General features: G+C 42.3%; 16 protein-coding genes and 1 riboswitch. Of the genes, 10 read left to right on the top strand and 6 right to left on the bottom strand.

The features are described from left to right. Positions 1 to 76: 76 nt before the first annotated feature. On the top strand, positions 77 to 295 hold the full coding sequence (locus BDD43_RS07185) for a hypothetical protein (RefSeq protein WP_147425584.1): 219 nt from the start codon (positions 77 to 79) through the stop codon (positions 293 to 295). A 28-nt stretch (positions 296 to 323) separates the two neighbouring features. Here BDD43_RS07185 and BDD43_RS07180 read toward each other — a convergent pair whose 3' ends face one another. Beyond that, positions 324 to 842, bottom strand: a complete 519-nt coding sequence (locus BDD43_RS07180) for a hypothetical protein (RefSeq protein WP_121197037.1) — start codon at positions 840 to 842, stop codon at positions 324 to 326. A 66-nt stretch (positions 843 to 908) separates the two neighbouring features. Between BDD43_RS07180 and BDD43_RS07175 the strand changes: the two genes are divergently transcribed. Genes BDD43_RS07175 through purD form a run of 3 tightly spaced genes read left to right on the top strand, consistent with a single transcriptional unit; the run spans position 909 to position 2,666 of the window. Next, positions 909 to 1,136, top strand: a complete 228-nt coding sequence (locus tag BDD43_RS07175; protein WP_121201910.1) for a type II toxin-antitoxin system HicB family antitoxin — start codon at positions 909 to 911, stop codon at positions 1,134 to 1,136. Further along, complete coding sequence (locus tag BDD43_RS07170) at positions 1,136 to 1,339, top strand: type II toxin-antitoxin system HicA family toxin (protein ID WP_121197036.1); 204 nt, start codon at positions 1,136 to 1,138, stop codon at positions 1,337 to 1,339. The genes BDD43_RS07175 and BDD43_RS07170 overlap by 1 nt, the downstream gene beginning before the upstream one ends. 52 nt (positions 1,340 to 1,391) lie before the next feature. Further along, the gene (gene purD / locus BDD43_RS07165; protein ID WP_121197035.1) at positions 1,392 to 2,666 is read left to right on the top strand and encodes a phosphoribosylamine--glycine ligase; all 1,275 of its coding nucleotides are present in this window, start codon (positions 1,392 to 1,394) and stop codon (positions 2,664 to 2,666) included. A 426-nt stretch (positions 2,667 to 3,092) separates the two neighbouring features. On the opposite strand, the gene BDD43_RS07160 is transcribed toward purD, so the two are convergent. Together BDD43_RS07160 and BDD43_RS07155 are read right to left on the bottom strand one after the other, a co-directional pair. Then, positions 3,093 to 4,241 (bottom strand): TlpA disulfide reductase family protein, encoded by a 1,149-nt coding sequence (locus BDD43_RS07160; protein ID WP_121197034.1) that lies wholly within the window; start codon positions 4,239 to 4,241, stop codon positions 3,093 to 3,095. A gap of 22 nt (positions 4,242 to 4,263) precedes the next feature. After that, positions 4,264 to 5,448 (bottom strand): formimidoylglutamase, encoded by a 1,185-nt coding sequence (locus BDD43_RS07155; protein ID WP_121197033.1) that lies wholly within the window; start codon positions 5,446 to 5,448, stop codon positions 4,264 to 4,266. A 73-nt stretch (positions 5,449 to 5,521) separates the two neighbouring features. On the opposite strand from BDD43_RS07155, the gene BDD43_RS07150 reads away from it, so the two are divergent. Together BDD43_RS07150 and BDD43_RS07145 are read left to right on the top strand one after the other, a co-directional pair. After that, positions 5,522 to 6,496: an NAD-dependent epimerase/dehydratase family protein gene (locus BDD43_RS07150; RefSeq protein WP_121197032.1), complete on the top strand. Its 975-nt coding sequence runs from the start codon at positions 5,522 to 5,524 to the stop codon at positions 6,494 to 6,496. Between the two features lie 78 nt (positions 6,497 to 6,574). After that, positions 6,575 to 7,867, top strand: a complete 1,293-nt coding sequence (locus tag BDD43_RS07145) for an HAD-IB family phosphatase (protein ID WP_121197031.1) — start codon at positions 6,575 to 6,577, stop codon at positions 7,865 to 7,867. On the opposite strand, the gene BDD43_RS07140 is transcribed toward BDD43_RS07145, so the two are convergent. From BDD43_RS07140 to BDD43_RS07130, 3 genes are all read right to left on the bottom strand, one after another. After that, positions 7,864 to 8,349 carry a universal stress protein gene (locus BDD43_RS07140; protein WP_121197030.1) on the bottom strand — a complete coding sequence of 162 codons (486 nt, stop codon included), beginning with the start codon at positions 8,347 to 8,349 and terminating at the stop codon, positions 7,864 to 7,866. The two genes, BDD43_RS07145 and BDD43_RS07140, sit on opposite strands and share 4 nt — an antisense overlap. An 81-nt stretch (positions 8,350 to 8,430) precedes the next feature. Beyond that, positions 8,431 to 9,744, bottom strand: coding sequence for a voltage-gated chloride channel family protein (locus tag BDD43_RS07135; RefSeq protein WP_121197029.1), 1,314 nt, complete (start codon positions 9,742 to 9,744; stop codon positions 8,431 to 8,433). A gap of 26 nt (positions 9,745 to 9,770) precedes the next feature. Continuing rightward, a riboswitch (Fluoride riboswitch) is annotated at positions 9,771 to 9,835 on the bottom strand. Between the two features lie 24 nt (positions 9,836 to 9,859). After that, entirely contained in the window at positions 9,860 to 10,360 is a 501-nt protein-coding gene (locus BDD43_RS07130) for an LEA type 2 family protein (protein WP_121197028.1), read from the bottom strand. An 82-nt stretch (positions 10,361 to 10,442) separates the two neighbouring features. Here BDD43_RS07130 and BDD43_RS07125 point away from each other — a divergent pair, with 82 nt between their 5' ends. From BDD43_RS07125 to BDD43_RS07110, 4 genes are all read left to right on the top strand, one after another. Beyond that, positions 10,443 to 11,393: a tryptophan 2,3-dioxygenase family protein gene (locus BDD43_RS07125; protein WP_121197027.1), complete on the top strand. Its 951-nt coding sequence runs from the start codon at positions 10,443 to 10,445 to the stop codon at positions 11,391 to 11,393. A 21-nt stretch (positions 11,394 to 11,414) separates the two neighbouring features. Beyond that, entirely contained in the window at positions 11,415 to 11,936 is a 522-nt protein-coding gene (locus tag BDD43_RS07120) for a hypothetical protein (protein ID WP_121197026.1), read from the top strand. A gap of 125 nt (positions 11,937 to 12,061) precedes the next feature. Beyond that, on the top strand, positions 12,062 to 13,126 hold the full coding sequence (locus BDD43_RS07115) for a branched-chain amino acid aminotransferase (RefSeq protein ID WP_121197025.1): 1,065 nt from the start codon (positions 12,062 to 12,064) through the stop codon (positions 13,124 to 13,126). Between the two features lie 194 nt (positions 13,127 to 13,320). Beyond that, entirely contained in the window at positions 13,321 to 13,506 is a 186-nt protein-coding gene (locus BDD43_RS07110; protein WP_147425583.1) for a hypothetical protein, read from the top strand. Positions 13,507 to 13,751 lie beyond the last annotated feature (245 nt).

Below are 13,751 nucleotides of genomic sequence, written 5' to 3'. Positions count from 1 at the left end.
GTGGTTGATGTTTGATTTTTTTGAATGGGTTTATATAACAAGTGGCAATTTGATTTGTAAATCATTAAATTTGAATATGGCTGAATTGAAAATTTATTTGGATGAAAAACATAATCCAAAAGTGCTTAAAGCTTTGGTAGCAGTAATTGAAGCTTTTGATTTGGACTATAAGATAGAAGAAGACAATGTGCTTAATGATGAGCAGAAGCAAGAAATATTAAGGCGCGAAAAGAAATATAAGTATGGCAAGATGAAGTTAAACACAATTGAAGAGGTTAAAAAGCATTTAAAATAGCCATACCGTTAAATGGCTGGCTGGCAATTTAATCATCTTCACTTTCCGCTTCGTCTTCATCACCTCCAAGATGTTCGTCAAAATCATCCATAAACTTATCATCGTCAAACATCAGTTCTTCAAGTTTTTCCTGCTCTGGTGTGCTGGTATCAAAACGAATGGCCCAATTATCGGGGATATCATAGCTTTTATCAAATCCACGTATCCAGTCAACAAATACGATGCGAAATTCTTCAGTTTTTTCGCGCATTAGTTGCACATAATCTTTCTCGTTAATCTTTACCATTCCGGCAAAGGATACCGCATTCATCAAATCCATTACCGCCAACTTGATGAGTACTGCATTCTGCATACGGATGGTATATAAACCGCCACCCTCGGCTCCGGCTATTTTAACCTGAATCAAGGCAGAGTGTAAAAATATCTCGCTCTTTAGGTGTTCCCTCATTTCAGATTCCTTAAGAGCATCGGCAATAACTTCGGCAAGGTCAAATATTTCCTGAGATTTGAGAAAGACAGGCAGTTTTTGGTATTTATCCAGGCGCATGAATTTTTTATTACAAAGAAAAATAAAATAGTTAAATTTGTAAGTACCGTTTATTTAGCAATAATAATGACACAACGCACTTACCGCATTTTACTCACACCCGAAGACGAGGGTGGCTTTTCTGTATCGGTACCTGCATTACCCGGATGTTTTACACAGGGTGATACCATTGATGAGGCGATAGAAATGGCAAAGGAGGCAATAAGCCTTTATATAGAAACATTGGAAGAAGAAGGCAGCACCATTCCTGATGATAGTAAAAGCCTTGAATATTCGTTGACCTTAGTGGCATAATGCGCTCTTTTACACCGAAAGAAATTATTGCTGTTCTTTTAGCCAATGGCTTTGTATTGACCCGGTCGAAAGGCAGCCATCAAATATTTGCCAATGCCGAAAAAGGGTTAAAAACAGTTGTACCTATGCATCATAAGGATTTAAAAAAAGGAACTTTGCACAGTATTTTAAAACAGGCAGATATCGATCCGGATACATTATAAACATCAAATTTTTTCTCATTAATTCTACACATTAATTCACATCTTTGCCCGTATGAATATCCTTATCATCGGTTCGGGAGGCAGGGAAAGCGCCTTTGCCTGGAAACTTTCGCAAAGCCCTAAATGCAGCAACTTATTTATTGCACCCGGTAATGCAGGCACAGGCCAGTATGGCACCAACGTAAACTTAAAGGTTACTGATTTTGAAGGTATTGGCAATTTTGCTTTGGCTAACGCCGTAGACATGGTTTTGGTTGGCCCCGAAGAACCGCTGGTTAAAGGCATTCATGATTATTTTTTGGCTGATGAGCAGCTTAAAAGCATACCCGTTATTGGTCCGCAGGCCGAGGGTGCGCAGTTGGAAGGGAGTAAAGATTTTTCTAAACAGTTTATGTTCAGGCATAACATTCCTACGGCGGCATCTCAAACTTTTACTAATGATACCTTACAGGATGGTATTAAATATTTAGCTACTGCCGGCCTGCCGGTTGTACTAAAGGCTGATGGTTTGGCAGCAGGTAAAGGTGTTTTAATTTGCCTTACTTTAGAAGAAGCCGAACTTGAACTGATTAATATGTTACAGGGCGCCAAATTTGGCGAAGCCAGTTCTAAAGTAGTAATAGAGCAATTTTTGCAAGGCATCGAATTATCGGTTTTTGTATTAACGGATGGTAACAGCTATAAAATACTACCCGAAGCTAAAGACTATAAGCGCATTGGCGAAGGCGACACGGGTTTAAATACGGGTGGCATGGGTTCTATATCGCCGGTGCATTTTGCTGCCGGAGATTTTTTAAAGAAGGTTGAAGAGCGTATTGTTATACCTACCGTTGAAGGCTTGAAAAAGGAAGGCATACCCTACAAGGGCTTTATTTTTATTGGCCTGATGAATTGCAATGGCGAACCCTACACCATTGAATACAACGCACGCATGGGCGACCCGGAAACCGAAAGCGTAATGATGCGTATTGAAAGCGACTTTGTTGATTTGCTACTTGGTGTCGCCGAGGAAAACCTGCAAACTAAAACCTTAACCATATCACCAAAAACGGCTGCCACTATTATGTGCGTTGCGGGTGGCTACCCCGGCGATTATGTTAACGGCAAGGTTATAACCGGCATTGATAACGTTCGCGATTCGATAGTTTTTCAGGCCGGTACGGCGTTGGATAATGGCGATATTAAAACCGCCGGAGGCCGCGTACTTGCAGTTACCAGTTTACAGGAAAACCTGTTTGAAGCCCTGCAACACGCCACCGCCGATGCTGCGCGTATTTATTATGACGGTGTTTATTTTAGGCGCGATATTGGGTTTGATTTGTTGTAAGGAAAAGATATTAAAATTGAGTTGAAAATTCATTCATAACGCAATAGCTGCTCATACCGGGCTTGCTAAATTTAAACACCTGTTTTACTACATGGCCAATTTTGTGGTTCTGCCGAACAAGTGATTACTTTATGATCTGCAAGAAAAAGGTGCGTTAGCAAAAAAGCTTGAAAAAAAATCTTACTATATCCCCCCTGGGACGTACATTTTTATCATCATATCACAAATATAAGATGACATGGCGGGCGGGGTCGATTAGTAGATTTTGAATTTTGTTATTGAAATAAATCTTACTTTATCCCCCCCGGCTCTAATTATCGAGTGATTGATTTTTGAGTTATTGGGGTTTGTATTATTATTGAATGCGCATAAAAAAAGGGCGATGGAGTATAATTCCAGCGCCCTTTAAAGCTTTTGGGTAAATGCTTACATTTTAAATATTTCGGCCAGTTTTTTATCCAGGTCGTCGCCTTTAAGGTTTTTAGCTATAATTTTTCCGGTGGGGTCAATGAGGTAGTTTTGAGGTATAAAACTAACCTTGTACAGGTTAGATACCTCATTTTGCCAGTATTTTAAATCCGAAACTTGCGTCCATATCAGGCCATCGTCTTTAATTGCTTTAAGCCACTTGTCTTTTTCCTCCTGCTTATCTAACGATACGCCTAAGATGGTAAAATTTTGGCCCTTATAATGATCGTAAACGCGTGCAATATGAGGGTTTTCCTGGCGGCAAGGGCCGCACCATGATGCCCAAAAATCTATCAGCAGGTACTTGCCCTTAAATGATGCTAGTTTTACCGGCACGCCATTAACATCGTTTTGGGTAAAATCGGGAGCGGGCGAGCCTATAGCTGTAACCCTTAGTTCGGCAAAAGCGCCGGCAAAGCCTTTACCAAGTTCGGTGCTTTTTATAGCCGGGGCCAATGCATTGTAATAAGTTTCGATAGATGATATATCCATGCCCGATTTAATCAGCATCTGCATCGTAGTAAGGGCGATATAGCTTTGCGAGTTATCTAAAATAAACTTCTTCAGGGCCTCTGTTTCTTCGTTTTGTAAAACCCGGTACTTGGCAGCTATAGCATCCTGGTAGGTAGGGTTAATTTGCTGCGCATCGCTTAACGACCGGTACTCTTCGCCAATTACTTTGGCCCTTGCCACAAAGGGGGCCAGCAGTTGCTTAAACTTCTTATTATCGTCGTTAAGTTTAGAGCCCGTTATCACCGCCTTTGATACCGAATCGGCAGATGTTAGTACAATGTTTGCCTTTTCAATATAAATATCAGTAGCATCAATAAAATCTTTGCTCTGGCGCAGCTGGTTTAGGTTTACACCCGTGGGGTCCATCACCACAAATGCCGATATCGGACTGGCAACAGTGCCCGAAAATTTAAATTCGCCGTTAACGATATTGGTCGAGTCGGTTACGTTTTTACCGGCCAGCTCGTAAATAAGATAAGCACGCGCCGGGGCGTTGTATGTGCCAACTTTACCTTTTATGGTATAACCATCGGGCGTTTGGGCAAATAAAAGTGCGGGCATGGCCGCTAATAGAATTAAAAATGCTTTTTTCATTTAAAGTTTATAAACAATTAATTTAAATCAGCTTTTGGTAAGTGCGCCACCACAAATCGGGCATTTCGCCAGATACGGCTATGCCATAATCTTCGTACCGGCAGGGCACCCAATGCGAGCGTTCGTTTTTTGATCCGTTACCCGGATAAGGCACCTGCATCCACCACCTGTCTGTTTTTTTGCTCTTTACAAATACAAGTTCATGCTCGTCATGCTTTAAACTCGTTTTGTATATCAAATATTGTGAGCGTGGCTGTAAAGGGAAATCTTTTTTCCGGTTATAAAAGCCATCAATAAAATACCATATCATTTGGGCAAGCAAAGTGGCTGTTTGCCCGTTATTATCATAAGCGGGGTTAAATTCGTAAAAGCCTATTGAGGTAAGCTTATCGTTAAAACCGGCATAGCGGCATATCTGGCAGGCTTCGTGGCCAAAAAAGCCGTTAGGTGTGGCATTAGCATTCGCCATAGCATCTGCCGAGCGGATGGCACCAATATCAAAACTCAGCATGGTTGCGTTACGGATGATGGGCTCAACAACCTGTATCTGTCCGCTCAATTCGCCAAGGCGGTGTACATCAAAATACAGTTTATCCATTACCCGCAAACTATCCTGACTGGCAAAATAGGTTTGGTAACCCAGGTTACTAAAGTTAAACAAGTAATTGGGCTCGTGTAAAAATATCCGGTTTAGGTATGATTGGGATGTGGTTTCGATGTTATCGTAATGGCTATCATCATTCATATCAAACCGCGAATCAACCACTACAACATCTACCTTTTGCTCCAGTGGTTCGTATGCCAGGTATTGCGCAAAGGTTAAATCTTGTCCGCCGCCAATAATAATGGGTAAAATATCTTTCTTTATCAGTTCTTTAACAACTGTTTTAAGGGCCACATAGGTATCGGTAATGTTTGCGCCCTGGCGTATATTGCCCAGGTCAACAATTTTTGTGGTATAGGCACCCTCGTTTAGTCCGTATAACCTTTCTCTAATATAGTCGGGCCCCAAGGCGCAGCCGGCATTATTGTCGGCATTGCGGTCTTCCATCACACCTATAATGGCAATATCGGGCTTGTTCTCATCCAAATCCGGAAAAACACCGGCATAGCTGGTTATCTTCACACCAAGGTGACTGGTATAATAACCCTTTTTAGGGGCCATTTTCTCCACATCAATGGGACTTAAAAAATCAACTAACGACATATACCACCAATAAATCGCTCAAATATCAACTTATTTTGCATTAAATTGCACCGTTTTTAAAAATATTGAAGGCATGGTACTGGTAACAGGCGCAACAGGTTTCCTCGGTTCGGAGTTGGCAAAGCAATTGGCGGTGGCAGGCTATAAGCTGGTTTGCATTAAACGCGCCACATCGGTAATACCGGCCATTTTAGAGCCCTATGCACCACACATTACCTGGCTTAACGCCGATATATTGGATGTTTTTGCGCTGGATGAGGCCCTGCAAGGCATTACGCAGGTTTACCATTGCGCAGCCTGGGTTTCGTTTAACCCATCGCACAAAAAACTGATGATAAAAACCAATGTTGAGGGTACGGCAAACCTGGTTAACCTTTGCAACCAATACAACATCAGGCTGTTGCATGTTAGCTCAATTGCTGCCATAGGCGAGGCTAAACCCGGCGAACTGATTACCGAAAACAACCATTTAGAAGAAACACCGCACGAAAACGGTTACGCTATTTCGAAATACGAAAGCGAAATGGAAGTTTGGCGCGGCATTGCCGAAGGTTTAAATGCTGTTATTGTGAACCCATCGTTAATTATTGGAGCCCAGGCCGGCAAAACCGGAACCGGTAAAATATTTGAAACCGTACACCAGGGCTTAAAGTATTATACAACGGGTAGCTGCGGCTTGGTTGACGTGGAAGATGTGGCCGGCAGCATGATACAGTTGATGAATACCAACATTGAGAGCCAACGCTTTATTGTTAATGCCGAAAACTGGAGCTACAAGGCTATTGTTACCGAAGCGGCTCAAAACTTTAAAGTTGCCCCGCCCCAAAAAGAGGCTAAACCTTGGCTGCTTAATGCTGCCTGGCGCCTATCGGCCTTGTGGGGCTTTTTGAGTGGCAAGCAAAAAGGTATTGATAAAATATCGGCACAGGCATCATCAAAAACATTAAACTATAGCAACACCAAGCTAACAAAAGCCATAGGCATACATTTTAAGCCCATTAGCCTTAGTATAAAACAAATTTGCAGCCAATTGATTGCAACAACTTAAAAACAAGCACCTATATTAATATAAATACCTGCGTAGTGAATCAAAATTCGCACATTCGCATAACAAGTTATTACTTTAATGAGCCAGTATTATATAATTGACTTCGATAGTACATTTACCCAGGTAGAAGCCCTGGATGAATTAGCACGTATTTCGTTAAAAGACCGCCTTGACAAAGAAAAGATATTCAGACAGATTGAAAGTCTTACCAATGCTGCTATGGAAGGACGCATGTCTTTTGCAGAAAGTTTAGATGCCCGTGTACGATTGTTACATGCCGATCAAATGCACCTGCGCCAGTTGGTTAAATTTCTAAAAAAGAAGGTTTCGGCATCGTTTTTACGCAACAAAGATTTTTTTGCCGCCAATGCAGATAAGATACTCATCGTTTCGGGCGGTTTTAAAGATTTTATTATCCCCGTAGTTACCGAATACCATATTAAAAAAGAGAATATATACGCCAACACTTTTGATTTTGACGAAGAGGGCAATATTATAGGCTACGATGCCACCAACCCCCTATCGCAAGAGGGTGGCAAGGTTACCTTATTAAAAGAACTGAACCTTAAAGGCGAGATTTTTGGTATTGGCGACGGCCATTCGGATTTTCAGTTGAAAGAATCGGGTATGGTTGATACCTTTTTTGCCTTTACCGAAAACGTTGAACGCAAAGGCGTAGTTGCTAAGGCCGATTTTGTTACACCCAGTTTTGATGAGTTTTTATACCTCAACAAAATGCCCCGGGCAATATCATATCCTAAAAACCGCATTAAATGTTTGGTTGTGGGCGATATTGGCGACGAGGCTTTAACCTGGATGCGCAAAGAAGGCTATAACATTCGCATCAGGCGCACCATAGAAGAAAAATATTTAGAAGAAGCCGGTATATTATTTTGCGACGAGGCCGAACAGCCAACCGCACAACAATTAGAAACCGCAGGCAGGTTAAAAGTTATTGGTTGTTTTGGCAAAATAAATAACAGGCGCGTTGCCGATACCGCTTGTGCCAACGGCATTATTATTTTTGACGACCCTAAACATAACCCCCGCAACCTGGAGTTTATACCCAAACGCGTTATTGATTTTATGAACGAGGGCAAAACACACATGAGCTGCAATTTCCCTGAGTTGCAACCGCCGCGTGTTAATAATGCACACCGGTTAATTCACATCCACAAAAACGTACCTGGGGTATTGGTGCAAATCAACAATATTTTTGCACAGCACAACATTAATATTGTTGGCGAGTTTTTGGTTACCAACGAGCATATTGGTTACGTTATTACCGATGTTAACAAAGGTTACGACCAGCATATTTTAACCGAATTAAAAAAGATAGAGCATACCATCCGTTTCAGGTTGCTATATTAATCGACTTTTTCTGCAGGCAAGGGTATAACCAAAACGGCAACAGGCGAATGCCTGATAATGCTTTCGGCAACGCTGCCCATCAAAAACCTGTCGAAACCGGTACGGCTATGTGTGCCTATTACTATTAAATCGGCACCAAATTGTGCGGCGCATTCAATAATGGCATCCGCTTTCGAGCCAAACTCGTTAAAGTGCGAAACGGTTAGCCCCTCGCCATATTTATTGGCAATGTCGTCCAGTAGTTTTTTAGAGAAATTTTCCTGCATGTTTACCATTTCAACATCCTCAACAGATGTTGAAAACGATGGCACCAGGGTACCCAACATACTCGTATCGTTTAAGGGGGTGCTTACTACAGGCTCAACAATATGAACCAGCCCAACCTGGGCACTAAATTTATGGGCAAGCTCAAACCCATAACGGGCGGCATTTTCGGCATATTTGCTATCATCAATACCAATCAAAATTTTTTGAAATTCCATGATGTGTGTCTTTTTTTAAACGTATTGATATAACAGTTTAAAGCTAATATGTTTTTATTAGCGTCAAATAGTTTAGGCCACTTAGGGTTTGTATTTCAATAGTTTCTCGCTAAAGTACCCTTTTGCGCTGTTATCTTTCAGTTGCGCAGTGTAAATGCCTGCCCTGCCGCTAAACAGGTAAGCTATAAAACAGGCCACAGCAAAAAACACCAGGTGCTGCCCGCCAAATAGCTCCACTCCCATTACTGTACAGGCTAATGGCGTTTTGGTAGCTCCCGAAAATACCGCAATAAAACCCAGTGCCGCAAACAAACTTACCGGGGCGTTTAACCATGTGGCCAGGGTATTGCCAAGCGTTGCACCTATGTAAAATAAAGGCGTAACCTCGCCCCCTTTAAACCCGGTGCCCAGGGTTAGTGTGGTATAAAGCAATTTCCAAAACCAGCTAAAAGTATCGGCACCACCATTATTAAAGGCCGATACAATAGTTACCGCGTGTGGGTACTCGGGCTCAACACCCAGGCTAAGGTAATCGGGCTTGCCAAGTATGCAGGTTAGGGCAATAATAATTAGGCCGCCCGTTACGGGTATCATCCAGGTATGTTTAAACAATTTTAAAAACAAGGCTTTAATACGGTGTGCCATTTGGGCGAAAGCTAAACTGGCCAAACCAAAAAACACCGATGCCAATATCACCTTAAACAACATTAAACTGGCCAGCCATACCGAAGTCGAACCCACCGGAATATCGGCAAGTGTATAGCTAATATGGTAAGCCGTGTGTTTAATGTGCCATGCCGATACCGTAATATCGCCAACAAAACCGGCAACCAGGCAAGGCAAAAAGGCATTGTATTTAATGCGGCCATTGGTTAGTACCTCAACAGCAAATATGGCCCCGGTTAGCGGTGTGCCAAATACAGCCCCAAAACCAGCCGCTATGCCAACTGTAAGCAAGGTGCGCATTCCGGGTGCATCAAGTTTAAACCAATCGGCAAACATGCGGGCTATGCTGCCGCCAATTTGCACCGCGGTACCTTCGCGCCCTGCCGAACCGCCAAATAAATGGGTTATAACCGTAGTTACTAAAATAAGCGGCCCCATACGCTTGGGCACACCTGCGCCGGGCTGGTGTATCTCGTCGATGATGAGGTTATTACCCCTTTCGGACGATTTACCGTATAACCGGTAAGCAAAATGTATTGCAATACCCGCAAGCGGCAGTAAATATAAAAGCCATGTATGTGCAAACCTATAATGAATAGCCAGGCTTAACAGCCATAAAAACAAAGCTACAGCACTGCCAATTGCCACAGATACCGGTACGGTAATTAAACAATACCAAAACAGCGTTTTAATTTTTGAAGCGAAATGAGAGATTTTTAACCCAGCCATATAATAACCTGTAAAATAAATAAATTTATTTGGCAGGCGTCATCAGCTTTGCAGCGGTTCAAATAGGTGGTACACCATCACCTTTAGTTTAGCAACACAAGTATAAGCAATAATTTTAAAACAGCTTAAGCTTATCAATAACCGGCTTTAAATAATTTTGGATATTGGTTTGGTGTACCTGCACGGTTTTAGTAATTACAAACGATTTTGCTTTCAAAGTACCGTCGAGGCTCAGGTTTCTGTCGGTATTGTTATTCATCAAACTCATTAACGACATAATGGCACCTGCATTTGCCAGCTTAATTGATGCGCCTACTTTATAATCGCCTTTTGTTTTTGCCGCTACCGTAACCGGGTAACTTTGTAACACATGGGCTATAACCTTATCGTCGAGCATTAAATCGAGGTTTGCTTCTTGTACTGTTATGGCATAACTATTTGGGTTATCAACCGGAATGGTTGCCTCCACATCAACACCGCTTAAACTTAGGTTTTTTACCGAAACATCGGTAATGGCCCCATAAGTTAAATCTTTAGGTTTGCTGCATCCCGCTAAAATTACCAAAGCGGTTATCAATATAGTGCCTTTTAATGTGTTGCCGAGTGCCTTTGTCATGCTGTATTAACGCTAAACCTGGTTATATGATTGCAAAGAAAACTAATTTATACTTATCTTTCTTTTTTACCTTTGATTTTATATGCACATCACACCCGAAATTGACGACAGGATAAAGCGGCTGCAAGAAAAATACGAAGCCATGGGACAGGATATGGCTTCGTACCTGGACGGTTTGCTTTACGCCGATTTTTTAACTTATTGGGATTATATTCACCTTGATACCCTGCTATCACTGCAAAACCCCAAAACACCGTTTCCCGACGAGGAGATATTTATTATTTACCACCAGATAACCGAACTGTATTTTAAACTTGCCCTGCACGAGTGTAAGCAAATAGTTAAACACGCAGAATTGACTCTCGGTTTTTTTGTAGCCCGCCTCAAACGCATCAACAGTTATTTTGAAGCCTTAACGCATTCCTTCGGTATTATGGTTGATGGGATGGAGAAGGAGCAGTTTCTAAAATTCAGAATGTCGCTACTTCCGGCAAGCGGTTTTCAATCGGGCCAGTACCGCATGATTGAGATATACGCTACCGATTTTATTAACCTGGTTGCTAAAGACAAACGCGAAGAGCTACAAAACGCAAGCATAGAACAGCAGTTTGAATACATCTACTGGAAATTTGGCGCCACCGAACTATCAACAGGTAAAAAAACATTAACCCTGCGCCAGTTCGAAAAAAAGTATGCCGCAACCTTTATGGCCTTAGGCAACGCCTGTGTAAACCGCAATTTTAACAGCCTGCTAACGGGCTTTAAAAACAGCGGAGCCGACACCGCAGTGCTTGAAAATGAATTGCGCCGCTTTGATACCCTGGTTAACGTAAACTGGCCATTGGCACATTATAAATCGGCAGTGCGTTACCTTAACCGCGAACCCGAAGAAATTAAGGCCACCGGCGGCACAAACTGGCAAAAGTACCTGCCTCCGCGTTTCCAGAAACGTATATTTTACCCCGAAATATGGACTACCGAACAGGTGGAAGAATGGGGCAAAAGCTGGGTTGAGAGTGTTTTGAATGAATAATATACGCTTAGCCATTGCCACATGTTATTAGAAAACTCTAAACTTTTAGATCCCGCTTTATCCATCATCCTCGTATTGGTTTTAATAGGGTTGGGCGTTTTTCTCTTTTTCATTTTAAAGCAAGCGCCAAAGGTGGCGCAAATTATAGCGGTGATTTGCATTTTATTTGCATTTTTTGCCCTATCATACGGCATAAGGGCAAGTTTAACTTTACAAGTAAGCCCTAAGGGTGTAACATTTAGCTATCCGCCTTTTACCGATGGACAAACAAGCTATTTATGGGCCAACATAAAAGAGATAAAGGTTATAAAATTTGATGCAGAAAAAGAGTTTGGCGGCTGGGGCGAAAGGCATAGCAAAAAATTCGGCAACGGATACCTATCAAAAGGAGATTTGGGCTTGTTTATAACCGACAATAAAAACGCCAGAGTAACCATTACAATTTTAGATTCGTTGAAAGCGGAAAAGATGATTAGGTTGTATTTTACTGATAACAAAAAAGATCATCAGCGTGACTCGCAGGGCAATATCAGTCTAAATTAACACACAAACTGTAGGGGATGGCAATAATCATTCGCCACTAATTAACATATCTATATTATTGAGGTTTACCATTTCAAAACAAATTCCGTAAATTGCACCTTTCTATCCTTAATATCGAAAAGGCCATGACAGAAACACTCGACATCAGCATCACCAAAAACCAAAACTCGCGTTTAGCACAAACCGATTTTGAAAACCTACCATTCGGACGCACGTTTTCCGACCACATGTTTGTGGCCGATTACGCCGATGGCGAATGGAAAGCCTTCCAGATCGTCCCTTATGGTAATATTAGCATGAGTCCGGCAATTTCGTCGCTGCATTACGGCCAGTCGTTTTTCGAAGGGTTAAAAGCCTACAAACATGTCGATGGCAAAGTATCCGTTTTTCGCCCGTACATGAATGCCGCCCGTTTCAATAAATCGGCCGAGCGTTTGTGCATGCCGCAATTGCCCGAAGATATTTTTGTACAAAGCATAGCTGCCCTGGTTGATATTGATAGTAACTGGATACCTACAAAAGCGGGCCACTCGCTATACATCCGTCCGTTTATGTTTGCTACCGACCCATTTTTGGGAGTACAGCCATCGCAAACCTACAAATACATGGTATTAGCCGGCCCGGTTGGCCCTTATTTTACCAAACCGTTAAAGGTTAAAATAGAAACTCATTTTTCGCGCTCAACCGAAGGTGGTTTTGGTTATGCCAAAGCAGCCGGAAACTATGGTGGCGCCATGCTGCCATCGCGCAAAGCGGTTGAAGAAGGTTACGACCAATTAATTTGGACAGACAGCAAAGAACACGCCTACATGGAAGAGTTAGGCGCCGCCAACGTGATGTTTATTTTAGATGGTAAACTCATTACACCATCAACCCGCGATACCATTTTAAAGGGCGTTACCCGCGATACTGTTTTACAACTGGCCCGCGATTGGGGTTACCCGGTTGAAGAACGCCGCGTTAGCGTTGCCGAAATACTGGAGGGTGCCAAAAACGGCAAACTAACCGATGCCTTTGGTGCCGGAACCGCAGCTACCATAGCCCCCATAGGCGTAATTGAACACGAAGGTAATGTTTACACCCTGCCCGACCCAACTCAGCGCGAGTTCTCCAAAAAGGTATTAAAAACCCTGGACGAAATACGCTACGGCGTAACTGCCGACCCATATGGTTGGAACTATATGGTGTAAGGTTTAAAACATCAATATTTTGAAGAGCAATGAGGTAACTTGTTGCTCTTTTTTTGTATGGTAAAAAAGAGTGTCATGCTCGTCGTCAATACTTCATCTCCGTTCTGCACAGCTACTTGTAACCCGGGCACTCAAAAACAAAAAGAAACTTATTTTGATATGCCTTGTTAAACCAATATCAAAACACCCAACCCATGAAAACTTTAACAGTCCCCGGCGATCCACATTCGGTAAGAGCCATTATGGTACCCAAAACACAAGAATTTCACGACCACGAAACCATACACGTCACCTCTACAGATGGCACTCAAACAGTAGAAAAAACAATTTTCCGCATTGTAGACGGCGGCGAAGATAATTGGGAATTGCAGTTTGAGTAAAGTTCGTTAACAACGTAGTTTCGGTACACTGAAAACGACAGTCAAACCCGCCCAGCCAGACCTCTATGTTTGCGCCAACAATGTAATGCCAATTAAAAAATCCGGCATTTCAAAAGCGTAGATGCGCACAACTACAAGGCATGAGATCCTGAAGGCAATTGAGTTTAATACAACATATTAAGAGCGATGAGGAGACTTGTGGCTCTTTTTTGTTTACAGTTACTGCTTGAACAAGAGAATGCACT

It is taken from the genome of Mucilaginibacter gracilis, assembly GCF_003633615.1.
In the GTDB taxonomy this organism is placed as follows: Bacteria; Bacteroidota; Bacteroidia; order Sphingobacteriales; family Sphingobacteriaceae; genus Mucilaginibacter; species Mucilaginibacter gracilis.
This window is presented reverse-complemented; position numbering and strand designations above follow the sequence as displayed.